The following is a 24,676-nucleotide window of genomic DNA, read 5'->3' as shown; positions in this document are numbered from 1 at the left end:
GATGGAATCCAGTAGGCCCGTTCGCATCGTATCCATCATGTGGAGCTCCTATGTGCCGGCGTTTCTCGCTGCGGCGCGGCAGAGCCCTCACGTGTCCGTCACGCTCTTTTCCATCAAGGAAATCCAGGAAAACTCTTCCGTGCTGGACCGGTTCTGGGCAGCTGCACGCACTTGCGACGCGGTGCTGCTCTTTTGGACCAACGACGGCTTCTGGGACGAAGTGGCTGCCGGCATAGGCGACATCCAGGGGGGGCGGGTGATTGTCACGACGTCCTTCGATCCCACTCACTGGGGACGGTGCGCCACCCTGGATATGGACGACTGTGCGCAGGCCTATGCTTATCTGGCTCAGGGCGGCGAAGAAAACTACCGGCGCCTCCTCCATTTCATCGCCTCCCATGTGAAACGTCACATTCCCGTGGAGCCTCCCGTGCCCTTGCCCTGGCAGGGAATCATGAGCCCCCCGGATGCGGCCATCTACGATTCCACAGAAAGCTACCTGAAGGCCCATCCCCCACGGTACGAAGAGACCGTGGGCATCCTGTTTTCCCGCAACAGCTTCGTCAACACCGACGGAGCCCTGGAATCGGCCATCATTCAAGCCCTGGAGCATCAAGGCCTCAACGTTCTGCCGGTTTTCAGCCACTACACGCCCGATGCGGGTCTCGGAGCCGAAGGGCCTCTGGCCGCCGCCGAGCATTTCTTCCTCCAGGATGACGGCCGGCCGCGCATCAAGGCTCTCATCAACCTCCAGTTTTCCTTTCTGGGCCGGCGCAACGGGTCGGGCTTTTCCGACACGTCCGTGGCTCGCGAATCGGTAGAATTCTTCAGGAAACTCAATGTCCCCGTCTTCAAGCCCGTCATTTCCTACGCTCAGTCCGCCGCCCAATGGGAGGAGAACCCCCAGGGGCTCGTTTCCGAAGTGACCTTCGGCATTGTCCTGCCGGAATTCGAAGGAAACATCGAACCCGTTCTCATCGGCTGCAGCCGCAAGGAAGAAGACGCCGCAACGGGGACCGTGTTCGAAATCCGCGAAGTCCTGACCCGGCGGGTGGAGCGCATGGCCGGGCGCATCGCCCGCTGGGTGCGCCTGGCGCGCAAGCCCCCACAGGAGCGCAAAGTCGTTTTCGTGGTGCACAAGAACGAGTGTGCGGGGCTCGAGGCCAATATCGGCGGGGCGGGCGGACTGGATGCGGGGGAGAGCATCGTGGAAATCATGAGAGCCATGCAGGTTGCCGGTTACCGGGTCGGGAGCATCCCTCCGTCGGGGGAGGCGCTGATGCAGACCTTCCTGGCTCGAAAGGCCATCGCCGAATTCCGGTGGACGACGGTAGATGAAATCATCTCCAAGGGGGGGCACCTGGCCCTGCTGCCCTCGGATGTCTACCGGGAATGGTTCGAGGCCCTCACACCCAAGGCGAAGCGAAAGCTCGTGGAAGCATGGGGGGAGCCTCCGGGGCAGGAGCTCAATGGAGTCCCCCCCAGCATGGTTTTCGACGGCAGGCTCGTCATCACGGGGCTCAACTTCGGGAACGTCAATGTCATCATGCAGCCCAAGCGAGGCTGCGCCGGGGCCCGCTGTGACGGCCAGGTGTGCAAGATCCTCCACGATCCCGATGTACCGCCTCCCCACCAGTACATCGCCACTTACATGTACATGGACAAGGTTTTTGGAGCCGATGTCATCATCCACGTCGGGACTCACGGCAATCTCGAATGGATGCCCGGGAAGGGGGCCGGCCTTTCGGATTCCTGCTGGCCGGACATCGCCCTGGGCGCTCTGCCAAACCTTTACATTTACAATGCGGACAACCCGGCCGAGGGGGTGGTGGCCAAAAGGCGCAGCAATGCCGTTCTGGTGGATCACATGCAGGCCGTCATGACCACGGCGGACACCTACGGCGACCTGGCGGAGCTGGAAGAGCTGCTCGACGAATACGAACGGGCCAGGAAACAGGACCCGGCCCGGGCTCACCAGGTGGAGCATCTCATCGGGGACGCCCTGGAACGCTGTCACCTGAAAGACGAAGTGGAAAAGACCGTGCAGGGCGACTTCCCTTCCAGGGTGGTGCGGTGCCACGAAATCCTCTCCCGCATCCGAAACAGCCAGACGTACACGGGGATGCATATCTTCGGGCGTATTCCCCAAGGCGAATCGCGGGCGGAGATGATCAACACCATCCTGCGGTTCGATTCGGGAAATGAACTCAATGCCCGTCGCCTGGTTTTCGACGTCTGGCGGGAAGAGCTGGAGGCGGCCCTCCGGGCGCCTGCCGACCGCGGTCGGTGTGGAAGGGTCTACGGCGAGCTTCTCTTCGAAGCCGACCGCAAGGCCAAAGACTTCATTGCCGCATTGATCGACGGGAAGGACGTTTCCGACGCCGCGCAAACGGCTTTCCAAACCGTTCCGGACAAAGGGATGGAGGAGCGTCTGAAGCGATTTGCCGGGCTGGTTTCAGAGATCGACCGGCGTATTTCCCATTCGCAGGAGATCGATTCGCTTCTCAACGGCATGAGCGGCGGCCATATCCCTGCCGGCCCTTCGGGCTACATTTCCCGGGGACGCTACGACATCCTCCCCACGGGCCGCAATTTCTACAACGTGGACCCCACCCGCATTCCCACCCGGGCGGCGTACCGGGTGGGCGTGAGGCTGGGGGAGGCGCTCCTCGACCGTTTCATGCGGGAGGAAGGACGCCACCCCGAACAGGTGGGCATGGTCTGGCTCGCTTCGGACATCATGCGGGCCGACGGCGAGCAGATGGGACAGATCCTCCATCTCCTGGGAGCGCACCCCAGGTGGAAGCCGAACGGGCAGGTGGACGGGTTCGAGCTGATTCCCACAGCGGAGCTGGGGCGGCCGCGCATCGATGTCCACATTCGCGTCTCGGGCATCAGCCGGGACTGTTTTCCCGATGCCCTCAAATACCTGGATTCGGTCGTGCAGGCGGCGGCCATGGCCGACGAGCCTCCCGAAGAGAATTTCGTCCGCAAGCACCTCCTCGATCTGGCCCGCGGTGAAAAGGTCGACATCGGGGACCCTGAGCAGTTCCGACGCTTGAGCTACCGCATCTTCTGCGCCCAGCCCGGAGTCTACCGGGCAGGTGTGAACCTGGCTGTGTATGCGTCGGCCTGGAAAACGGAAAAGGACCTGTCGGACATCTACGTCTTCTGGAACGGCTATGCCTACGGGGGCGGTGCGGGTGAGGCCACCTACGGCGTTCCGGCCCACCGCGAGCTGGTGGGAAGCCTCAGGCGCGTGGAAGTGACTTTCGACAAGCACATTTCCGATGAAACGGACTTTTTGAGCTGCTGCGGCTTTTTCGGCAACTACGGGGGCATGACGGCCGCCGCTCACACTCTGTCTGGCAGGAAGCCCAAGACCTATTACGGGGATACGCGTGACCCGGCCAACGTGGAAATCACGGACTTTGCCGACGAAATGCGCCGGGTGGTGAGAGCCAAGCTCCTCAATCCCAAGTATATCGAAGGAATGAAGGCCCACGGCTACAAGGGTGCGGGAGACCTTTCCAAGCGCATCGGCCGGGTGTACGGGTTTGCCGCCACCACGGGAGAGGTAGATGGCTGGATCTTTGATGAAATCGCTGAAACCTTTGTCCTGGATGAAGCCATGCGCCGCTGGTTCCAGGAGGTCAACCCGTGGGCGCTGGAAGAAGTGGGCCGGCGTCTCCTGGAGGCCCAGGCCCGCTCCATCTGGCAGCCCGACGAAGAGCTGCTGGACCGCCTCAAGGATGCCTACCTGGAGCTGGAAGGGACCTTGGAAGACACCCTGGCCGATGTCACCGGGGAATTCCAGGGAGGCGCCGTGGATGTGATGACGGCCGAGGACGTGGCTCACTGGAGGGAACAGATGGGGAAAATCCTGGGGCAGTTGGATGATGCGTCATGAGTAGCTGCAACATGCTCGACATGGTAGCCGTGTATCCTTTTACAGCCATTCTGGGACAGGAGGACATGAAGCTCGCCCTCCTGCTCAACGCGGTCAATCCACGCATCGGAGGCGTGCTGGTGCGGGGTGAAAAGGGTACGGCCAAGTCCACCGCCGTGAGGGCGCTGGCCGCCCTGCTGCCGCAAATCGAGGTCTTCCGGGGATGTCCTCTGGAAACAGGGCCGGACGAAGAAAACCTCCAGTGCGGTCGATGTCGTCTCTGTCTTCCTCCCCGCGCCGTGGAGAAGCGCCGGGTGCAAATGGTCACTTTGCCTCTCAACGCCACCGAAGACCGCGTGGTCGGAGGCATCGATTTCGACGGTACGATGAAAGCGGGGCGGCGCGTCATGCAGCCCGGCTTGCTGGCTCGAGCCCACCGGGGAATCCTGTACGTGGATGAAGTGAACCTTCTCGACGATCACCTGGTGGACGCCATCCTGGATGCCGCCGCTTCGGGAGAGAACCGCATCGAACGAGAGGGTATTTCCTTCTCCCATCCATCTCGTTTTGTGCTGGTGGGCACCATGAACCCCGAAGAAGGGGAACTGCGCCCACAACTGCTGGACCGCTTCGGCCTCTGTGTGGAAGTGCAGGCGGTGCGGGAGCGGGAACAGCGCACGGCCATGATGCTGGACCGGGAAGCGTTCGATGCCGATCCGCAGCAGTTTGCCTGCAAATTCGAGCGGGAATCCGGCATCCTGGCAAGGAAGCTCCTGGCGGCCACGCAAGCTCTGCGCGATACGATCTTTCCCGGCGGTCTTCGCCATCTGGTGGCCGAGCTCTGCGTGGAAGCCTGTGTGGCGGGGCATCGGGCGGACCTGGTCATGGAACAGGCGGCCCTGGCCCTGGCGGCTCTGGAAGGGAGAAACGAAGTGAGCCGGGAAGACCTCCTGCGCGTGGCTCCAATGGTTCTGCTCCATCGGAGGCGCGAAACGGCCCCTCCACCTCCCCCGCCTCAACACAAGCATGAGCCCAACGACCATTCCCATGACGATCCCCCCGAGGCGAAATCGCAGCAGGAACAGCAGGAGACGGACACCCCGGGCGAGATGGAATCTCAGCGATCCTCCGGTAGAGACGGTGACCCGAAGGAAGCTCCGGTTCCCGATGCATCGGAAAATACGGAGCACCCCATGCCGCAGCCTCAAAAGAACGCGGAGGAGAAAACCTACGATATAGGCGATACGTTCAAGGTGAAGCGGTTCTCGGCCACCAAAGACCGAACCTTCAGGCGCGGATCGGGCCGGCGGTCGCGTACCCTCATCAGCGGAAGGCAGGGGCGCTATGTGAAAAGCGTTCAGGGGACGAACACGGGCGATGTGGCCTTCGATGCTACTCTGCGTGCGGCAGCCCCTTACCAGAAGCGGCGGAAAGCCTCCAGCGACCTGGCTGTGGTTCTCAAACCTCAGGACATCCGCGAAAAAGTCAGAGAGCGCCGCATCGGGAATTTCCTGCTTTTTGTGGTGGATGCCAGCGGGTCCATGGGGGCGCGCGGACGTATGGCGGCCACCAAGGGAGCCATCATGTCCCTGCTGCTCGATGCCTATCAGAAGCGGGACAAGGTCGCCATGATCTCCTTCAACAAGTCTGAGGCTCGAGTGGCCCTGCCGCCCACATCTTCCATGGACTCGGCGGCACGGCTGCTGGCGGAGCTTCCCGTGGGCGGTCGCACTCCGTTGTCTGCGGGGCTGGTGAAAAGCCATGAACTCCTGCGCGGACACCTGCTGCGCGACCCGACGTCCAGGCCCATCGTGATCCTCATCACCGACGGGAGGTCCAACGTGCCCCTGGGGCGGGGGAAACCCATGGAAGAGTCCGTGGCTCTGGCCGGGAAACTGGCCATGGACGAGCGCGTCCGGTTCATCGTGGTGGATACGGAAGACAAGGGCCTCCTGCGATTCGACATGGCATCCCGCCTGGCTTCGGCCCTTTCAGCCCAATACTTCCAGACCAAAGACCTGAAAGCCGACACCCTGGTCGGCCTCGTGAAAGGAGTATCCCCGAAATGAGTGAGCATCCCGTGTATCCGTTTGTGGCCATCGTGGGGCAGGAGCGTATGAAGCAGGCCCTGGTCCTGAACCTGGTGAACCCCGGCCTTTCGGGTGTTTTGATCCGCGGCGAGAAAGGCACCGCCAAATCCACGGCCGTGCGCGCCCTGGCGGAAATACTCCCTGAAATCCGTGTCGTCGAGGGATGCCCCTTTCAGCTGGCCCCCGAAGATAACCTTCCCCTGTGTCGGGAGTGCTTTCGAAGCGAATGCAGGGAAAAGCGGCTGGCCGGGGAAGCCGTGGAATCGGTCTCACGCCGCATCCAGGTGGTGGAGCTTCCCGTCGGGGCTACGGAAGACCGTGTGGTGGGAACCCTGGACCTGGAGCACGCCCTCCAGAAGGGGGAAAAGCGCGTGGAACCCGGGCTTCTGGCGGCTGTCCACCGGGGGATCCTCTATGTGGATGAAGTGAACCTCCTGGATGACCACGTGGTGGATGTGCTGCTGGATTCGGCCGCCATGGGAGTGAGCACCATCGAGCGGGAAGGGGTTTCCTTTTCTCACCCCGCGCGGTTTGTGCTCGTGGGAACCATGAATCCCGAGGAAGGGGAACTGCGCCCTCAGCTTCTGGACCGCTTCGGGTTGTGCGTGAGGGTGGAAGGCATTGCGGATCGGGCGGAACGCGTAAAGGTCATGGAGCGGAGGGTGGCCTACGATGAAGATCCGGAAGGGTTTGTGCGGAGCTGGGAAAAGGAAGGCCGCTCCCTGGTGGAGCGCATCGAGGCGGCGCGGGATTTGTATTCCCGGGTGGAAATCCATCAGGACCAGCTTTACGCCATCGCCGACACCTGCCTGGAGGTGGGAGTGGACGGTCACAGGGGAGACATCATCATGATGAAAACGGCCAAAGCCCTGGCGGCCTTCGACGGCCGCAGGAAAGTCACACTTCCGGATGTGGATACCGCCGCGGAACTCGTCCTCCCCCACCGGGTCCGTCGCCAACCCCTTATGGACATAGCCGCAAGCGTCCAGGAAGCCCGCACCGCAAGCCGCTGATAAAATATACTTCCACACGCATGAGAATCGAACTGGTGTGGTGAAAATCAGGCTAAATCGATCCGCAGATTACACAGATTGCACAGACTAAATAGCCTCCTGCCAGCCCAAGATAAGGGGTTTTTTAATCTGCGAAAATCTGCGTAGTAATCTGCGGATAAAAACGGGATGAAAAAGTCTTACTGCCATCCTCCGATTTTCATCATCCCGGAATCAAACCTTCTGCAGGAGCGGCCGGGAGAAGTCTGGAACTCAGCCGTTCGCACTATATTTTCACCAATGGGATTCCTGTCAGGTAGACAATCCTTTCATACACGGATCGGTGAAAACCGATGAGGAAAATTATGTCTTATGTCAAGGGCTGACCCCAAGCTTGCCTGGAATGAAAAATAGTTGTATTTCTGACCCGTTTGATAAAAAAGCGCAGGATCCCTGCCGCAGCACATGAAGAGGTGGTTTGCCCGGAAAGAGGGGAGAGCAATGGAGCACATGCTGGAATTTTTCAGGAAAGACAAATTTGCGGAGCGCGTCGGCATCGAACTGCTCGAAGTTTCCGAGGGAAGCGCCCGGGCTAAAATGGAGATCAAGGATCACCACTTGAACGCCGTGAACATCGTACACGGAGCAGCCATATTCACCCTGGCGGATCTGGTTTTCGCGATGGCATCCAATTCCCATGGCAACGTGGCTGTAGCGGTCAACGTCAACATCTCGTTCCTGAAAGCCGCCTCGCAAGGGACCCTTTTCGCCGAGGCAACGGAAGTCTCAAGGAATTCCAAGCTTGCTTCCTATACCATCCGGGTCACCAACGAAAGGGATGACCTGATCGCCATTTTCCAGGGAATGGTCTACAGGAAAAAAGATCAAATTTTGCCGTGAGGTTTCGATGATATCCTTATCCAAAATCCGGAACGTGCACTACGGCTGGATCATCGTCGCTACAGGCGCGCTGGTTCTCTTTTCGTGCCTCGGGCTCGCCCGCTTCGCCTATACGATGCTTCTGCCCGGCATGCAGGCCGGGCTCGGCCTTTCCTATGATCGCATGGGATTCATCGGTACCGCCAACTTCATTGGATACCTGGTTGCTGTGATTCTCGCTCCCACCCTTCTTTCACGTTTTCGCCCCCATCCCACCATCGCAGCGGCGCTCCTGCTGATTGCCCTCGGCATGTTCGGCATAAGCCAAAGCCAAAACTTCGCCATGGTCAGCCTTCTGTACACCCTCGTGGGTATTGGAACCGGTTTTGCCAATATCCCCATGATGGTGCTGTTGACCTACTGGTTCCACAGCGATCAGAGGGGCAAGGCGGCAGGGCTGGTCATTGGCGGCAACGGCATGGGGATTATCTTTGCGGGCTTTCTCATCCCTCTGCTCAACCACGGCTATGGCCCCGATGGGTGGCGCATGGGATGGTCGGTGATCGGGCTCATCTCCCTGATGACAGCCGCCTGCGCAGCCCTTCTGCTGCGCAGTCACCCCTCGGACCTTGGACTGGAGCCGGTCGGCCGCCCCCTGTCGATGACTCCCGACCAACTCAAGCCCCATCACAGGCCGAGCGTTGGATCGATTCTGCTCCGTCTCGGTCTTCTCTATCTCGTTTTCGGCGCCACCTTCATGATCTACGGGACCTTTATCGTCACCACGATGGTCAAGGAATACGGCTTCAGCGAACAGCAAGCCGGCCTCTATTGGTCCTGGGTCGGTTTTTTCAGCCTCTTTTCAGGGGTGGGATTCGGTGCCCTCTCCGACATGATCGGGCGTAAACGCGGTCTGGCTCTGGTGTTTGCCGTGCAAACCGCAGCCTACCTGCTGGCCGGCCTCAAACTGGGCAGCATGGCGTTGATGGTTTCCATCGTTCTTTATGGGCTGGCGGTCTTTGCCATTCCCACCATCATGGCCGCCGCAGTGGGCGACTATGTCGGCCTCTCCAGAGCCGCCGGCGCCTTCACTACCATCACTCTTTTTTTCGCCCTGGGTCAGGCCGTCGGTCCCGGCAGCGCCGGGCTCATCGCAGGGGCGACCGGTAGTTTCACCGCCGCTTATCAGGTTGCCTCCCTTTTGACTGCAAGTGCGGCCGTGCTCGCCGTGACTCTTCCCTCACCTGGCGATGCCCCCGCTGGAAACGCTTCCTGACAATGCTGAAATGACATACTCTGTCAGCCCCTGGCGAGAGCCACCGGTCGAGGTGCCGTAAAGCGCTTCATGACCCATCCCGACTCGCCACGCGGCCCCTGGACATGCCACCAGTCCCCCTTCTCGCCGCGCACATGCAGGACGGTCCCTTTGCGAGCAACGGCCAGAACGGGCTGCTTCAATCCCGGCCCGGACCGTACATTCAGGCGATCGATGGCGACCGAAACCCGTTCGACACCCCTTCCAGTCCATACATGGACTGCAGGCGCTTCTGCAACGATATAGCCCGATGGGGCTTTCCTGTAGTAGACGTCTCCATAGCGGTAGTAGGATTCTCGCCCGATGTCGACTCTCCGGAAACCGACGGGAAGATCAAAGACCACCGCACCCACGGGGGCCTTTACGACAACAAAGCCGCCCGGGGCCCTGCGGTAAAACGCACCGCCATGGTAGAAATAATCGACATTCCGGAACCTGAGGGGACGATATCCTCTCGGCAGCGTACGGACAACCACACCATGCCGCGGCCCACTGTCGGCGACGACCACGGTGCGATGAGTCCGGTAAGCCTGGGCGGTTTCCACATTTACAACTCCCATCGCCAGTAAAGCGGCAAAAGTGACGGTTCCCACAAGATATTTGAAGTTTGATTTTGCTCTCATGTTCGTTTTCCTCCGATCCATGTATACCCGCAATGTTTGATAGTTGCACTTTTACTGTCACGATGCTTACCGCATGCGAGCTCCAGGGGGGATGAAGGGGGCTCCTTTCCGGAATTGTTTCCGCCGAAACCGTTATGGAATCTTCCGGGAGCCCCCTTGAACAGGCCAACCTTCCTTATACAAGGGCGCCTGGAACCGCGATCAAGAGCATTGAATGCTTCCTGTAGCTCGGGAAGTGAAACGTTTCATCCACTGCTCATATGGCCCTGGCCGGCTGGTTTTACATTGGACCAAAGCCGACCCGTTCGCCAGTCTTTCAGCGAGGTCTCGGCATCAGCATTTGAGCCTGTTCCCGGGTTATCGTTCCATCCTTGATTCCCTTTTGAATGAGGCGATCCATGAGTTCCCTCCGCTGTTCACGGGCTTCCATTCTCTCGAAAATTTCTTTTTGCTGCTCGGCGGTGATGAAGCCATCCTCCGTGAGCTTCTTGATCATTGAAGTCGTCTTCGCACGCATCGCTTTACGAAAAACGTCCTGGTCGATCTTGTATTCATCGAATACGGCAGGTATGTTCCGCTCTTCGATTTTCTGACGAATGGTCTCCGCCGGCTGTCCCGTCACTTCGGAAAGCACTTGCACCATGAGATTTTCCTGCATATACCTCTCAAGAAAATCCATGCCCTCACCCCTGTGATGGAATCCCGGTCCCATCCTCCCACCCTGTGGCACTTCCATAAAGGATGCCTTTGCATTTCCAGACAGGGCGAGTCCCAAAGACAGAACACAAATTACAATGGCCGTTTGCATCTTTTTCATGGTAGCTTCCTTTCGTTGTGAAATGGATTTGAACGGGATTGAAGACACCTTTTCCCCAACCTTTGCGCATAAGGATAAGGACCAATTGTGGGTAAAATATGATGAAAAAATGTGAAGAATGTGAAGTCTTCCCAAAAAGAGAAAAGATAACGTATCATTTGCTCCGAGGGCTGTTTTGCGTCGGATATACCCCTCTCCGCCAGCCTGCCGGCAGGGCGGATGGAGAAAAGTGACAGTCAAGGTTTGCCCCCATGAATCCCTGGAAATTACTGGATATTGCCCAGGCCCCTAAAAAAGGTGGGGAACTCCGCCTCTATCAGCGGGGCACGGAGTTTTCCATAAGAGTCGACAATCATGAACTCATGGGCAGCCATGAACACGGGTCTGAAGAGGCCCTGGGCGAACTTGCTTGTGCAAGGATTGCGGATCGCTCCCGCCCTCTGGTCCTCATCGGCGGGTTGGGGATGGGATATACTCTCGCCGCAGCGCTGCGGCGGCTCGGCCCCGAAGGCCGGATCGTGGTGGCGGAGCTGGTGCCGGCGGTGGTGGCATGGAACCGTGGCCCCCTGGGGCATCTGGCTGGCCATCCGCTGCAAGACCAGCGGGTGGTCGTGCGCGAGGTCGATGTCGCTCAGATCCTGCGGTCGGAACAACTTGCCTATGACGCTGTTTTGCTGGATGTGGACAACGGTCCCGAGGGGCTGACCCGAAAAGGGAACGATTGGCTCTATAGCCTGACCGGACTCAGTACAGCATTCGAAGCGCTGAAGCCCGGCGGCGTATTGGCCGTTTGGTCGGCAGGTCCCGATCGCGCCTTCACTCAGCGGCTGCAGAAGGTTGGCTTCAAGGTCGACGAGGTTCGCGTGCGGGCCCGCGGTGCCCGTGGAGGAGCACGTCATGCCATCTGGCTTGCGGGCCGCCCCCTGTGAACCGCCGGGGAGGACAAAGACTGCCTGCGTCCATCGATGCCTGATCGAGTCGATTTAAGGGAGTGGGTCTTTCTTGAAATCCCCATTCAGCACGGAGACACAGAGATCAAACAGGAATTCCATAAGAATTCCAAAATCTTCTCCGTGCACGCCGTGTCTCCGTGGTAAATAACGGGATATTGGAATCCGCCAACTTCTTAAACGGATTCCATTCCTTTCAAGATCCTCATGAATTGGATCCGGAACCGGCCAGGGTTTCCTCCAGCATGATGAGCCAGCGGGTGAGGCAACGGTTCAGGATTTGCTCGGCACGCTGCACATCCAGCCGGTATTTCTCGGGAATGAAAGAAAGGTCAATGACATGAATGCCTTCGCATTTTGAGAGAAACGGCATCCCGTCCAGAGAGGCAGGTTCCAGCTGGGCCAGGTGGCAGTAGACCCGGTTCAGAACGGACTTGGAGTTTTTGATCTTGACGTTTTGGAGGGTGTAGTTGTTGGCAAACAGGGTCAGCCCGGCAAAGGCGGGTCCGGGAGGAAACGCTTTCGAGCTTATACCGTCCCGCTTCAGCAGGTAGAAAGGGGCCACCACCGAGAGATGAAGGGGAGAGGAGGGGTCCTGCAGTATCCTCCCCCGAATTTCCGGTATGATATTGGAAAGGCTTTCCCGGAGTGGGTCAAAATCCCGCATTTGTATGCGTTCTCGCGTTTCTTCCAGAAGAGGCGCAATTTTTTCCCTCAGTTCGGGGAGGATGAGCAGCGTCCAGCCCTTACAGGAATTCAGGACGGTACACCGGAGGAACTCGGGAGCGAGTTCTCCCGGCGTCTTGACCTGCAAGAGCTGAAACCATTGATCAGGCAGTTTTCGACGCTTCTTCAACTCTTTTGCCACTTCACATGCGTTTGCGACGAAAGGTGCTTCCAGGGCGGTGAGTTCCTCTTCCTCAATGAAAGCGATGGATGCGGCCTGGACGATGTGATCGACGGCCACTACCTGAAGAATGTGCCGCGTGTGGTCAAAGGGAGAGTGATCGGCTTTCCATTCGTCGTAGGTGAGGATTTGGAGTTCCTGCTTGAGGGCTTCCGGAAGCCGTTCGATTCCTTCAGGGCCGTACAGGTTTTCCTTAGGAATGATCATGGTCTTGCAGCCGACATCGCAGGCCGTTTCCAACTTTATGACCAGTGCGCCGATGGAAGAGATACGCCCCTGAGTGTCGATTTCCCCTGTCATGGCCACGTCCCTTCGAATCTTGCGATCCAGTATTTGGGAGGCCAGGGCCAGAGCGATGGCTCCTCCCGCGGCAGGGCCGTCCTTGCCCGTGGAAGCCCCCATGAAATGAAGATGAACGGGGTCCTGCAGGTGCTCCAGTTCAATGCCCAGATCTTCCGCGCAGTAAAGGAGCGCCGTGGTGGCCACCTTGCGGCTCTCATCCATTATCTTTTCTATATTCCCTGTAGCTTGAACAACGCTCAAGGAAACCCGCCCGCCGGGTTCGGCTCCGCTCGGCAACCGAATGCGAGTGGCCTGGATGGGAATGATGGACCCGACTCCCCGTTCCACGTCGACTCCCAAAGCCAGCATCTCCCCCACGCGGTCATCCTTGTTGATCTGCCTGGGGCGGATGGGCTCTTCCAGGTACTGCTTGATTTTCACCCGGGTGATACGAACCGACGATTCCCCCCCCGTCAGGATCTCCTTGCGCTGAATTCGAAGAAAGAGCGTCCGAATGATTCGCTCCAGTTCGCGCACCCCCGCCTCGTAGGTGTACGTTCGAATCAGGTAACGGAGAAGATCGGCTTCCTGCTCGGGGTCAAAGAAGATTTCATCCCTGCTGATCTGGTATTTTCTGCGCAAGCGATGAATCAGGTGCTTGCGGGCGATGGCGATCTTTTCCTCGACACTGTAGCGGTCCAGAAAAATCACCTCGCACCGGTTCACCACCGTGGGAGGAACGGTCTCGAGCGTGTTGGCCGTGAGCACGAAGTGGCAGTTGGACAGATCGATATCCACGGTGGTTTCAGTGTACTTGTCATGGAAGAGGTGGTTCTGTTCGGGATCGAGGATTTCAAGAAGTGTTGAAATGGCGAACTTTTCGGTCTTATCGGCCTCATCCATAATGATCATCCCGTTCATGGCCCCCATCTTGATGAGACCCTGGACGATGGCCCCCGGTTTGGAGCCTTCGTACGTAAAACCATGCCCCCGGATGTCGGCTTCATCGCGCATTCCGCCAAGGGAAATCTTGTGGTAGGGAATTTCCAGATTCTGTGCGATGGAAATGGCGAGGGAAGTCTTACCCACTCCCGGCGGCCCCACGAAGAGAAACGCGCTTCCCGTGTGATGCCAGGAAGCCGCCGACGATTCGGAATATTGCCTGTACCTCCAGATAAGATTTGTAAAAAAGTCGCAGAGAATCTCCTTGGGCTTTTGCAGCCCGTAGTGCGTGCGATTGAGACCTTCCTCAAACGCCCCCGGCGTCACCTGGATTTTTTGAATCTTCCCCCACGGAATGGCCAACAGAGTCTCTATGAGTTCACTGTACTTGGCACCGCTGTGCCCTATGGCATTGAGCTTGTTCCGGTCGATGACCTCCAGCACCTGGGGTGGAAAATTGGGATCGCTGTGCGCGATTTCGATGCGATCCCTCAGAGTCTTTTCGGAGGGAACGTGTGGAGCCGCTTTCTTGGGTGGAGGAGCGGCAGCGGCCTGGGGAGGGAACCAGCCCCTCTCCTGTTCCAGAAAGGAATGCAACTTTTCCTTGAAGAGTTCAAAAAGCTCCCCTGGCTTCCTGCCGTTTAGACTTCCCTCGGGCATATCCAGTTCATGGAAGAGAGTGACCACTCCCCACCGGTCCTTAAAAGCACGGAAGACCTCCCTGGCCTCGGGTTCCTTGACTCGAATCAGCAGGTCGAAGAGCTCGAGAATATCCTGAAAACACGAGGCCCTCTGCATGAGGGAGAGGACGTTGCTTTGACTTCTGCGGTAGCATTCCCCCAGAAGCCTGCTCTTGAGATCCATATCCAGCAGCGGAAAAACATCGCGCAGCAAGAGACCGGGAAGGTCCGCCAGGGCCGATGCGAATCTTTCCAGAACCTGGCTTATAACCGCATCATAAGGGAGTTCCTGCTCGGCGTGGTCCATGAGCTGGATGTAGAACTCCCCACGAATTCCGTTCATTTCATCGGAAAGAGCGCTCCGTAGCATTCGATAAAATGTCGGGTCCGCCGTGCGCTGTTCCATGGCAAACTTCACATCTGCGGCAATCGCATCGCGTTCCCTCCGCTCCGGGTAAAGAATGTGTTCCATCTGATGCCGCAGCAGGAACTCGGCAAAGGCGAGCATCTTCCGTTCATCGACGGTCCCCTCCCCCAGGCGGGATTCCGGATCGCTTGGAATCACAAAAGCCAGATAATCGAAGATACGTTCATGAATATGGATGGTCCAGCCCCGTTCCGACCGGGCGAGCAGGGTCACCAGCCGGTTCCGGTTTTCCTCGTCCTCCAGGCGGTCGATTGAAAGTTGTTCCTCCGATCGCGCCAGCAGGATGGGATCGGTCCCCCTTTTGGCCTTGAAATAGGGAACGATTCGCCGTGTCACTACTGCTTTGAGAAGCTCGACTATTCGCTTCAGCTGCTCCTCGGATGGAAAAGGCAAGGTACCCAGTATACGATGCTCGAATTCCATGGGAAACATAAAAGCGTCTCCTTATCCGGTGAATCCATTGCGCAAATGCAGAGCTCGTTTTCCAAGATCATAGTATTCTACATTGTCAGGCACGGGCCACAATTTGTTGTTCAGCTCGACCGTCTGCCCTCGCCCCATCATGTTGCTCTGACCTGCAAAAATCACAAGAAAGTACTGCGCTGCCCCTGCGTCAGCGACATTGATAAAACATAGTAAGGATCATGAGAAGCAGCGCAGTTTTTTTCATTAATTTTCTCCTTTCATTATTATCTTGAGATCACTACATATATCCAATAGAATTTCAGAGAACATGAAGCGAAGAAATAGACTCCCTGAAAGTTTGCCCAAAGCGACAGGGGGATACATACGATATACATTAAAAACCTTTTGCTATTTTAATGTATCATATATGTTTTTTTGAATAATTACAAAAAGCTTTTGGGCACAGGGCAATCAACATGTGTAAGTGCTCACTGCAGAGGATGTGGAAAACACAGGGAATAAGGAAAGTTTAAAAATTGGCTGTTTTTCCGTTTCTGCGGCATTTGCGTAATTCTGCGGATGCAAAGGGTAGTGAACGGTTACCGCGAAAGAGAGTTTTGAAACGGGGCAAAGCTGGGCTAACAGACAGGACCATATGGTTCCCCATTATCCTTGGAATGGTCACGTGAAAATAAATATCCTAAAGTATACAATCAGTTGGGTCGGGCTGCTCGTTCTTGCAATCCTCAATGGAGCGATTCGGGAAAAAGTCTATCAGCCGTTCATGAGCGAACTCTCCGCACATCAGTTGTCGACAGCGATGGGACTCTGCCTTTTCGGGATCTATATCTGGTTCCTTACCGGAACCTGGCGGATTGGGTCGGCAGCGGAAGCATTCACTGTAGGCGGCATATGGCTCGTTTTTACTATTTTATTTGAATTCTTTTTTTTCCACTACGCCATGGGCCATCCTTGGAGCAGGCTTTTGCAGGACTACAACCTGTTCAAGGGTAGGGTTTGGATCCTGGTTTTGCTGTGGACGGCCATTGCCCCCTATGTGTTTTATCGGATTCGTTCCTAAGAGGAAGTTTTCGGGCACCTGCCCGGCTCGAAGCGATCCCAGCAATTGCTTAAAAAATAGGCATTGACACGCAATGACTGGAGCGGTAAAAGTGAAACCAATGTGCAACTGAAGTTGCATTTATTAATATAAATTATATGAGAGCCATTGAGGAAGAAAATGGGGCCAAGAAGGTTTGGAACGCGGGTGAGCGCCTAAACTTTCGAGGCCTTTTTTTTTGACGGAGGATTGAATGGCAATCGAAATGGAACCTATCGGATTCGTACACACCGAAGCGGAAAAAGTGCCCATACACTGGAGGTTCTCAGATCTTGAAGGCACGCTGACAATTGAAGACAAGTATCTTGAAGGGTTAAGAGACATCAAACCGGGTCAAGAGATTGTCGTTTTGTTCCATTTCGATCGGAGTCCAGCCTTCAGTCCCAATTTCCTTGTGCAGACCCCTCCACATATGAATGAAGCGTTTGGGGTGTTCAGTATCTGTTCGCCCAGGAGACCAAACCCTATCGGGCTTTCGGTGGTTGAAGTGCTGAAGGTGGAAGGGCCGGTTCTGTACGTGAAAGGAATCGACATGTATGACGGGACTCCGATCCTCGACATCAAACCCTTTATCAAGGAAAAAGAGCAGGGCGACGCTTAGCGAGGTCTGTCCCGATGCGGCTTGAAATGCACTTGTTGCCATAATATCAATGTCATATGAAAGTGACGGTGGCAGTGGTAAGTGTGTGAGCCCCCCATATGGACCGGGTCGGTCACAACAAAGCATGAAAATGGGCGAACCGTTCAGCCCATTCACCGACTCACCCATTCACCGGTTTTTCATATAAATTGCCATTCCGGGAGCGGCACCCTGCACGATGAAAACAGCCTCCCGGAGATCTATTTTCCAGCTAACGAAGCCGGGAAAGCTTCTATTGCTCAGAAGAGCTTTGAACTTTCCCGGCTTTTTTGTTTTTCAAACCTACGCGGATGATTGCATAACCTCGGTCACTCGTTGCGAGAAGAAAGTTTCGAGGGAAGAGAGCGATCGAGGTGGCGATGATTGTGGCTGGATGCCTCACTGGTTTGAACTCAGTAGGCCCCGTCACGAAATGAGAGGGGCGAATTGAAGAAGGGAGATGAGAAAAAGAGGAGGGCGGAGAAAATGCGAGGGAGCTTGTGTTTCTTGGTTTCTTTATTTTTATTGCTTTGGAGTGGAGCAGCAGCGGGAGCCGAAGAAATATACGAACTGGATCAAATAACGGTCAAAGTGAAGAAGACGGAGACAGAACTCAACATTTCACCGGAGGGCAATACCGAAGACATACCCGTCGCGGAAAAGGAGAAACCGGTAGTCTCAACGATACCGGATGTACTGGACAAAACCGAGGGAGTCGACGTGCAACGACGTTCCATTCTCACCCCCAAGAACAGCCAGGTGAGGCTGCGCGGATTCGACGAGAGCCGCTACAACGTAATGCTCGACGGACGGCTGCTCAACGGCACCGGGGTAATGGGTGGCTTTTACGTGGATTGGACCTCCATACCGCTGCTGGAATGGGAGCAGGTGGAGGTTGGCAAAGGAGCATACAGCGCCAAGTACGGCAATACTCTTGGGGGAACCATCAATCTGGTACCCAAGAGGCCTGACGAAGAGTTGGATGCGAGTGCTTCGGCGGGTTTGAAGCGTTATGGCACCTTCGGTACGGCAGATTATGCAGCCATACGGTATGGCCATTTCGGGGGAGTGGTGACGGTCGGCTATGACACAACGGATGGGAACCTGAGGAACAGCGAGGCGGAACGGCAAAATTACAGCGGCACGCTATATTATTATCCTGGAGGGGACGGTGAGCTGCGCGCAGCCTTCCGCTATGTGAATGGCGAATTCAACCTGCCTGTGAACAACTGGAAAGGCACGCCGTGGTACGACCCCGCCTACCCGGAATCATCCGGAAGCATGCTCATTGGGCCAGGCGTGCGTTTTCCTTATGGAGACACTTTCGGGGATGGCAGTTATTACACTAAAGAAAGATTTGAAACGGAAATCGCATACCGTCAAACCCTTTTTGACTTCGACACGGAGACGATCGTCTATTACAACTACGAAGACAGGAAGGACGTTTTCACCTCTATGAACCTGGATGAAACGGTTCTGACCAGAGATGCATCTCCTGACCTCTCATGGGGATGGTCGTCGCGCTTCAAGAGGACGCTTGGCTCCCATCTTGTCGGGTTTGGCGGTGAAGGGCATTACCTGGGTTACGATGGTACCACCAACACTTTCATAAGGGACTTCTACTTTTTCTCGCCGATATCGGATGGCAACGATGAACATGACGCCAGCCGATGGCATGGCGTTTACCTGGACGATACCTGGAAGTTGTTCGACAAGTTGGACCTCTATGGTGGACTTCGCCTCGACAATTATTTCGCCGACCAAAATGTGGATGCGGTCTCATCCTATCAATACGGGTATCCTGCAGGCTACGAAAAGGTCCATGCGAAGTTCGATGAAACAACAGTGCTTCCCAAGTTCGGCGCGGTCTATCGGCCTGTTGAGCCGTTATCGCTCTATGGAAGGATCGGACGGGCTACGCGCTTTCCCAACAATCCCGAATTATATTGGTATTATGGAGGATATCGTCCTGAGGTAGACCCGAACAGCAATGTCCGCCGCAGTGACCTCACCTATGAAGATGCGCTGCAGTTCGAAGGCGGGGCCAGTTACCGCTTTTCCGACAATTTCACCTCATGGCTCACCTACTACGACTATCAGGTGGATGACTATATCCGATGGATCTGGGGCTATATGCCGGGCTCGCTCGTCTACAACATCGATGAAGTCCGGTTACAGGGCGTGGAGCTTGCCGCTGAGGGCCGTATCTGGAAGAACTTCTTCGGTTTTGCCAATTTCACCTATCAACATACACAAAAAGAGGGGGACGTGCTGGATGGAAGTAATGACCTCTCCGATGAACTCTCGGAACTGCCCGAGTACAAGGCCAATTGGGGGATCAAATATCAGCGAGCGGATGGCGCCCTGGCCAGCGTAGCCTTCCGCTATGTAGGGCCGACCGGTGTTCTCGTCGTAAATGGAGAGAACTATGCTTCCGGAGTGCCCCTGAGCAGTGCCGTCGAACTGGAGCATCTGGGAGGCTTCGTCACAATGGACCTTCTTTTCCGCTATCCGGTGATTCAGTACGCCGTGGGAAAGAAACAGGTTGTGGGGCTTCTGTCGGTAGGGGTGGAAAATCTGTTCGACAAAAAATATGTCGAGGAATATTACTTTCCGGCCCCCGGCCGTTCCTTCAATGTGGCGCTTGAGGCAAAATTTTAGAGTATAAACAAAAGGAGAATGCATCCAAAAATATCGAAGGGCGAAAGACCAGAGATAATTTTTCAAAAAACTTTATTTTCGAAACGGCTTATTTAGTCTATAAATATTCCCCTCGCTTCGAAAGGCCGCGAGATCTCGGCATTGACTGAAATCGTTTGGTAATCGCTGATGATTTCGGGTGCCTTTGGACATTGCATCCATTCAAATCATTGAGGGGGATTATTATGAGAAGGGGCAAGGCGTTATCGATTATCGGATTTGTGTTGGCGTTGGCATTCATGGTAGGAGCGGGATTTGCGGAGGCACGGGAGAGATGTCCCGAAAACTTTGTTTTCCTGGTGGATCAATCAGGTTCCATGTATATGCATAGCGAGAACAAGGAATTGAAAATGGGAGTCGCCAAGCAAGTGCTTTTGGAAATCAATGATTTGATTCCCCAGGCAGACTACAATTCGGCACTGCAGTTGATGGCTCCCGTGCGGGAGGTTTATCCGCCGGCACGATACGACCGTTCGGAAATGGGTAGAGCTCTGAAGAGCATCAAGGATGAACAGGAGATCTTCGGCCGTTTGACTCCCATGGGGCCGGGAATTATGTCTCTGGATCCCGTATTGGCCAGAATGAGGGGAAACACGGACATCATTTTGGTAAGCGATGGTATGGCCAACCTGGGCCCCGACCCCGTGGGGGAAGCCCGAGCCCTCTATAGCAAATATCCCGACGTTTGCATCCATATCATCTCGCTGGCCGATGCCGGTGACACCAAAGGCAAGGCAATCCTACAAGCCATCAACAGAATGAACACCTGCAGCATCATGGTGGACGGATTTGCACTGGCTAAAGACCAAGCTGCCTTGGCTCAGTTTGTAGCTGATGTCTTCTGCACTCCCAAGAAAGTGGAAAAGCCCGCAGTAAAGGAAGAGGTGCTGATTCTCCGCGGCATTCAATTTGACTTCGACAAATACGACATCAAGCCGGAATGGTCGGTTGTATTGCAGGAAGGCGTGCAAATTCTGCAGAAACGCCCCAACATGAAAGTCATCATCGAAGGGCATTGCGACGGAATGGGGAGCATCGAATACAATCAAAGATTATCTGAACGTCGCGCCAGGGCGGTTTACGATTACTTCGTGGCCAGAGGCATCAAACCGTACCGCCTGCAGACCATCGGATACGGCAAGAGCCGCCCCAAGGCCGACAATACCACAGAAGAAGGCCGCGCCATCAACCGCCGGGTGGAACTCAAGGTCGTCGACTAGACCCTGTAACTCAAGATCGATAGGGGCCTACGTCTCGGCTTTTTCTGGGTAACTCACCTGAAAATTTGGAAAAAAGAAGCCAAAAGGCTGTCACTGGATTCACGACAGCCTTTCGGCATTCTGTACACAATTTCGGTCGGAAGGAAACCGTAAGTATTCAATCACAAAAAATATTATTCTTTTTAAACACTTGCATGATTTCGGAACAGATTGCTTCCTAACTCATCGAACCCACTGAACCGATAAATTTGCCATCAAATCCTACCAGGGCACTCTGAATCGTTAAAGTTTGACTTGTTCAAATGGAACATGTGTGCGAAGAGTGCGTTCCGCCGCGGAAATATGCTGCCTTCTGTTTTTTTCCTTAATGATACGATTCGAATTTTCCGATAATATCGAAGTCTAAAAGAGAGGAAAATCAGACGCATGACTCTGCGCACCCAAACACTGCTCATCATAGGATTGACATTTTCCGGCTTGCTTTTGCTGGCATACGTCATTTTTTACAATATACTGCCTACTTCTTTTGCCGGACCGGAAAAAGAAGCTGCCAAACAGCTTGTTACCCCTATAGCGGAAGCCATATCCGATGTTCTCTCCAATCCGGACAGCAAAACGACCGGCCGGTCTCCCTACCATGTTTTCTCACTCCTGACCACAGGTCTCCTTTCAGGACTGGCGATCCTGCTGTTTCTGAAGAAATGGGCATTATTCCGTTTGGCTCAGTTCACGGAAATCTCGGAACATAAACAAGTGGAGAACGCACTGCGTCGAAGCGAAGAGCGTCTCAAGCTGGTGCTGGAAGGAAGCGAAGACGGTTTCTGGGATTGGAACGTAGCGTCTGGGGAAGTTTATTATAGTTTGCGCTATGCCGAAATGCTGGGCTACACGCTGGATGAGTTGAAAGCTCATGTCGATTTCTGGAAAGACCGCATACACCCTGAAGACATGCCGAATGTCGAAAAGATATTGGAAGCCCATTTAAAGGGTAAGACAGATCACTATGAGGCTGAACACCGCTTGAAAACTCGCTCAGGTGAGTGGAAATGGTTCCTGGATCGGGGTAAAGTTGTTGAACGGGATAATAGTGGAACACCACTGCGTGCAGCCGGTACTCTGACCGATATCACGGAGCGTAAACGGATGGAAGAAGCAGTGCTGCAGTCACAGCAGTTGCTCGAAAAGACCTTTGCCAGTATGGACCAGGCGGTTTTTGTTGTAGATGCAAAGACCCAGGCGATCCTTGCTTCCAACCCCGCAGTGGAGCGCATTTTCGGCTATACGGAAAAGGAGGTGCGGGGACGGGACACCGGCTTTTTACATGTGGACCAAGAGAGCTACGAAGCCTTCCAGGAGGAAATGGCAGCGGCCCTGCCCGCCAACGGAGTTTATCATGCCGAATTCCAAATGCGAAGAAAGGACGGGAGCACCCTCTTCACCGAACAAACGGTAACGCAAGTCCTAGATGATACGGGGAATATGACCAGCATAGTGTATGTCGTCCGCGACATTACTCAAAAGAAACAAATGGAAGAGGAGCTCATCAAGGCAAAAAAACTGGAGGCATCAGGGGTGCTTGCCGGCGGCATCGCTCACGATTTCAATAATCTGCTCGCAGTTATCCTGGGAAACATCAATATGGCCCAGGAATACCTTGAAACGGGGTCTCCCGCCTTCAAACTCCTGGAGGATGCCGAAAAAGCCGCTTTAAGGGCCAGCCATCTCACCAGGCAATTCATTACCTTTGCCACGGGAGGCAGCCCTCTCAAGCGGGTCACATCCATTGAGAAATTGATTCAGGACGCAGTGAGCCTGGCATGCAGCGGGTCCAACGTCGAATGTCAATGTGAATTTCCCCCTGATCTCTGGAAAGTCGAAATCGATGAAAGCCAGATGAACCAGGTGATTTACAATATGATCCTCAACGCAAGGGAAGCCATGCCCCAGGGCGGGCTGATCCGTATCGTTGCAGAGAACTTTGATGCAAGCTCCGCAAAAGGGCTACCCCTCAAAGCTGGTCTTTATGTCAAAATCTCCATCAGCGACCAGGGGGTTGGAATTCCTGAAAAGGATAAGGACAAAATATTCGATCCCTATTTTTCGACCAAGGACAAGGGTGTCCAGAAGGGAATGGGGTTGGGCCTGTCCATTGCACACTCCATCATCAAGAAGCATGAAGGTTACATCATGCTGGACTCCCGTCTGGGAGTCGGAACCACCTTCCATATTTATCTTCCTACTCTCGATAAGCCGGCAACGGCAGAAAAAAACCCCGGAAAAACCGGGCATCCATTAAAGATTCTCCTCATGGACGACGAAAAGTTGATGCGAGACATGGTCTCTCAAATGCTTCACCGCCTTGGCTACCAGGTCGCTGTAGCGAGTGACGGAGCCGAAGCGATTCAAATTTTCAAAGACGCCAAAGAGCGCGGAGAACCTTTCGACATGGTCATATTGGATCTCACCGTAAAGGGAGGCATGGGCGGCCTTCAGGCCTTGAAAGAACTCCAGCAGTATGACCCGCAAACGAGAGCCATTGTTTCGAGCGGCTATTCCCAGGACCCTGTCATTGCATCCTTCAAACAGTACGGATTTTGCGGAGCGATCACCAAGCCGTACTCTCTTCAAAAACTGAGAGAAGTGCTGGACAGTTTTCTATGTCCGCAGGACCATTAGGGCCAAGTTCTATAATTACTCATGATTGCAATTACGTACCCGTTTACCCACACGTTTTTGTAGGAGAGGCATCCTGCCGCGACAAGGTGTGCAGTTGCCGGTTCCTCTCAGGGCTGGAAGCCGTTTCTACAAAGAAATGACCGCGTATTACAATTTTCGGTAATAGATCGGAAACTTACAGAGTGATGCTGAAGAACAAAACGCTTCAAAGTCAAAAGTGAACCGATTGTTTCATGCTTCAGTGCTCCTCCAAACCGCTTGAGGGGAAGGTCAAAGGTCATATGGAGAATGACAGGCCGGTTGAAAAGACCGAAGTCGCAAAAGAGTTAAGCATCGGGCTGGGCAGTCAACTTTTCATTCAAATTCAAGGAACATCCTCCAGGTTGAAAAGCATCCTTGTCGGAGCCTTGCCGGGACGATACCTGATCCTTACCGCTCCAAGAACTCCTGGAGTCGAAAGCTACATCTACGAAGGAAATACCGTTACGATCACCTTCCTGTCCGAGGGTGTGGTGTATGGATTTCGAGCCAATATCCTGAATCATATTTTTGTACCTGCCAGGCTTGTGTTTCTCTCTTATCCCGAAAAAATCGAAAAGCACGAGCTCCGCAGGCATTATCGAGTGGAGTGCAATATTCCGGCTGAAATAAGCCTAGAAGGGCATGATGCGGTTTACCGGGGAGTCATTTTGGATATCAGCACGGGGGGATGCAAATTCACTTTTCTCGAACCGGAAAATTTGAATGAACATCCCATTCAAGTGGGAGACAGGCTGAATACGACTTTTGAACTGATGGGAATCAGAAATATTCGAACCATTTCCGGCGAAATTCGAAGTCTCAGCATGGACGACAAAAAGGTCACCCTGGGGATCAGCTTTGATCAAACGAACACAGAGCTTCTGAATAAAATAGAATCCTATGTAAACAGCGTCATAAAATTTCTGTAAACATTGACAGAGACAAAGGTTGTTGGGTACAGCTTTTTGGGAGCGACGCAAGGAGTGCACTCGAACAGAACGGTAGCGCCGTCTTCTACGACGGCGCTACCAATGTTGGCCCCCCCAAATGATTCATTTTGTTCCAATGGCCTCCCAGCCGGGACTGCTCCCCTCTGATTTTCCTCAAACACCATCTCTGGAT

At 55.0% G+C, this 24,676-nt stretch carries 15 protein-coding genes; 12 read left to right on the top strand and 3 right to left on the bottom strand.

All coding sequences use genetic code 11. The features are described 5' to 3' along the window. Position 1 precedes the first annotated feature (1 nt). The 5 genes from cobN (at position 2) to QMG16_RS14400 (ending at position 9,126) form a co-directional block, all read left to right on the top strand. A complete protein-coding gene (gene cobN / locus QMG16_RS14420; RefSeq protein WP_281795342.1) occupies positions 2 to 3,910 on the top strand; it encodes a cobaltochelatase subunit CobN in 3,909 nt (1,302 codons plus the stop codon). Beyond that, entirely contained in the window at positions 3,907 to 5,958 is a 2,052-nt protein-coding gene (locus tag QMG16_RS14415) for a putative cobaltochelatase (RefSeq protein ID WP_281795340.1), read from the top strand. Before cobN ends, QMG16_RS14415 begins: the two co-directional genes overlap by 4 nt. After that, a complete protein-coding gene (locus QMG16_RS14410) occupies positions 5,955 to 6,992 on the top strand; it encodes a magnesium chelatase ATPase subunit I (protein ID WP_281795337.1) in 1,038 nt (345 codons plus the stop codon). Before QMG16_RS14415 ends, QMG16_RS14410 begins: the two co-directional genes overlap by 4 nt. Positions 6,993 to 7,472: 480 nt before the next feature. Next, positions 7,473 to 7,871, top strand: a complete 399-nt coding sequence (locus tag QMG16_RS14405) for a PaaI family thioesterase (RefSeq protein WP_281795335.1) — start codon at positions 7,473 to 7,475, stop codon at positions 7,869 to 7,871. Between the two features lie 7 nt (positions 7,872 to 7,878). Next, positions 7,879 to 9,126 carry a YbfB/YjiJ family MFS transporter gene (locus QMG16_RS14400; RefSeq protein WP_281795331.1) on the top strand — a complete coding sequence of 416 codons (1,248 nt, stop codon included), beginning with the start codon at positions 7,879 to 7,881 and terminating at the stop codon, positions 9,124 to 9,126. 23 nt (positions 9,127 to 9,149) lie between these two features. Here QMG16_RS14400 and QMG16_RS14395 read toward each other — a convergent pair whose 3' ends face one another. Further along, on the bottom strand, positions 9,150 to 9,788 hold the full coding sequence (locus QMG16_RS14395; protein ID WP_281795329.1) for a DUF6515 family protein: 639 nt from the start codon (positions 9,786 to 9,788) through the stop codon (positions 9,150 to 9,152). Between the two features lie 316 nt (positions 9,789 to 10,104). Further along, a complete protein-coding gene (locus QMG16_RS14390; protein ID WP_281795327.1) occupies positions 10,105 to 10,605 on the bottom strand; it encodes a hypothetical protein in 501 nt (166 codons plus the stop codon). A 251-nt stretch (positions 10,606 to 10,856) separates the two neighbouring features. On the opposite strand from QMG16_RS14390, the gene QMG16_RS14385 reads away from it, so the two are divergent. Further along, a complete protein-coding gene (locus tag QMG16_RS14385; protein ID WP_281795324.1) occupies positions 10,857 to 11,534 on the top strand; it encodes a spermidine synthase family protein in 678 nt (225 codons plus the stop codon). Between the two features lie 226 nt (positions 11,535 to 11,760). Here the strand turns inward: QMG16_RS14385 and QMG16_RS14380 are convergent, their stop codons facing one another. Next, complete coding sequence (locus QMG16_RS14380; RefSeq protein ID WP_281795320.1) at positions 11,761 to 15,225, bottom strand: S16 family serine protease; 3,465 nt, start codon at positions 15,223 to 15,225, stop codon at positions 11,761 to 11,763. Positions 15,226 to 15,883: 658 nt separating this feature from the next. On the opposite strand from QMG16_RS14380, the gene QMG16_RS14375 reads away from it, so the two are divergent. The 6 genes from QMG16_RS14375 (at position 15,884) to QMG16_RS14350 (ending at position 24,483) form a co-directional block, all read left to right on the top strand. Further along, entirely contained in the window at positions 15,884 to 16,279 is a 396-nt protein-coding gene (locus QMG16_RS14375) for a hypothetical protein (protein WP_281795318.1), read from the top strand. 232 nt (positions 16,280 to 16,511) lie between these two features. Beyond that, the gene (tsaA, locus tag QMG16_RS14370) at positions 16,512 to 16,919 is read left to right on the top strand and encodes a tRNA (N6-threonylcarbamoyladenosine(37)-N6)-methyltransferase TrmO (protein WP_281795316.1); all 408 of its coding nucleotides are present in this window, start codon (positions 16,512 to 16,514) and stop codon (positions 16,917 to 16,919) included. A 525-nt stretch (positions 16,920 to 17,444) separates the two neighbouring features. Further along, the gene (locus tag QMG16_RS14365; protein WP_281795314.1) at positions 17,445 to 19,598 is read left to right on the top strand and encodes a TonB-dependent receptor; all 2,154 of its coding nucleotides are present in this window, start codon (positions 17,445 to 17,447) and stop codon (positions 19,596 to 19,598) included. 224 nt (positions 19,599 to 19,822) lie between these two features. Next, positions 19,823 to 20,857: an OmpA family protein gene (locus QMG16_RS14360; protein ID WP_281795312.1), complete on the top strand. Its 1,035-nt coding sequence runs from the start codon at positions 19,823 to 19,825 to the stop codon at positions 20,855 to 20,857. A gap of 426 nt (positions 20,858 to 21,283) precedes the next feature. Continuing rightward, positions 21,284 to 23,533 carry a PAS domain-containing hybrid sensor histidine kinase/response regulator gene (locus QMG16_RS14355; protein ID WP_281795310.1) on the top strand — a complete coding sequence of 750 codons (2,250 nt, stop codon included), beginning with the start codon at positions 21,284 to 21,286 and terminating at the stop codon, positions 23,531 to 23,533. 281 nt (positions 23,534 to 23,814) lie between these two features. Next, positions 23,815 to 24,483 carry a flagellar brake protein gene (locus QMG16_RS14350; protein WP_281795308.1) on the top strand — a complete coding sequence of 223 codons (669 nt, stop codon included), beginning with the start codon at positions 23,815 to 23,817 and terminating at the stop codon, positions 24,481 to 24,483. The last annotated feature ends 193 nt before the right edge of the window (positions 24,484 to 24,676 follow it).

Source organism: Desulforhabdus amnigena, assembly GCF_027925305.1.
In the GTDB taxonomy this organism is placed as follows: Bacteria; Desulfobacterota; Syntrophobacteria; order Syntrophobacterales; family Syntrophobacteraceae; genus Desulforhabdus; species Desulforhabdus amnigena.
This window is presented reverse-complemented; position numbering and strand designations above follow the sequence as displayed.

Excerpts from the sequence above, each read along its gene's own strand:
- QMG16_RS14410 (WP_281795337.1), top strand. The coding sequence starts at position 5,955 with ATGAGTGAGCATCCCGTGTATCCGTTTGTGGCCATCGTGGGGCAGGAG.
- QMG16_RS14395 (WP_281795329.1), bottom strand. The coding sequence starts at position 9,788 with ATGAGAGCAAAATCAAACTTCAAATATCTTGTGGGAACCGTCACTTTT.
- QMG16_RS14390 (WP_281795327.1), bottom strand. The coding sequence starts at position 10,605 with ATGAAAAAGATGCAAACGGCCATTGTAATTTGTGTTCTGTCTTTGGGA.
- QMG16_RS14405 (WP_281795335.1), top strand. The coding sequence starts at position 7,473 with ATGGAGCACATGCTGGAATTTTTCAGGAAAGACAAATTTGCGGAGCGC.
- QMG16_RS14350 (WP_281795308.1), top strand. The coding sequence starts at position 23,815 with ATGGAGAATGACAGGCCGGTTGAAAAGACCGAAGTCGCAAAAGAGTTA.
- tsaA (WP_281795316.1), top strand. The coding sequence starts at position 16,512 with ATGGCAATCGAAATGGAACCTATCGGATTCGTACACACCGAAGCGGAA.
- QMG16_RS14360 (WP_281795312.1), top strand. The coding sequence starts at position 19,823 with ATGAGAAGGGGCAAGGCGTTATCGATTATCGGATTTGTGTTGGCGTTG.
- QMG16_RS14415 (WP_281795340.1), top strand. The coding sequence starts at position 3,907 with ATGAGTAGCTGCAACATGCTCGACATGGTAGCCGTGTATCCTTTTACA.
- QMG16_RS14355 (WP_281795310.1), top strand. The coding sequence starts at position 21,284 with ATGACTCTGCGCACCCAAACACTGCTCATCATAGGATTGACATTTTCC.
- QMG16_RS14385 (WP_281795324.1), top strand. The coding sequence starts at position 10,857 with ATGAATCCCTGGAAATTACTGGATATTGCCCAGGCCCCTAAAAAAGGT.
- cobN (WP_281795342.1), top strand. The coding sequence starts at position 2 with ATGGAATCCAGTAGGCCCGTTCGCATCGTATCCATCATGTGGAGCTCC.
- QMG16_RS14380 (WP_281795320.1), bottom strand. The coding sequence starts at position 15,225 with ATGTTTCCCATGGAATTCGAGCATCGTATACTGGGTACCTTGCCTTTT.
- QMG16_RS14400 (WP_281795331.1), top strand. The coding sequence starts at position 7,879 with ATGATATCCTTATCCAAAATCCGGAACGTGCACTACGGCTGGATCATC.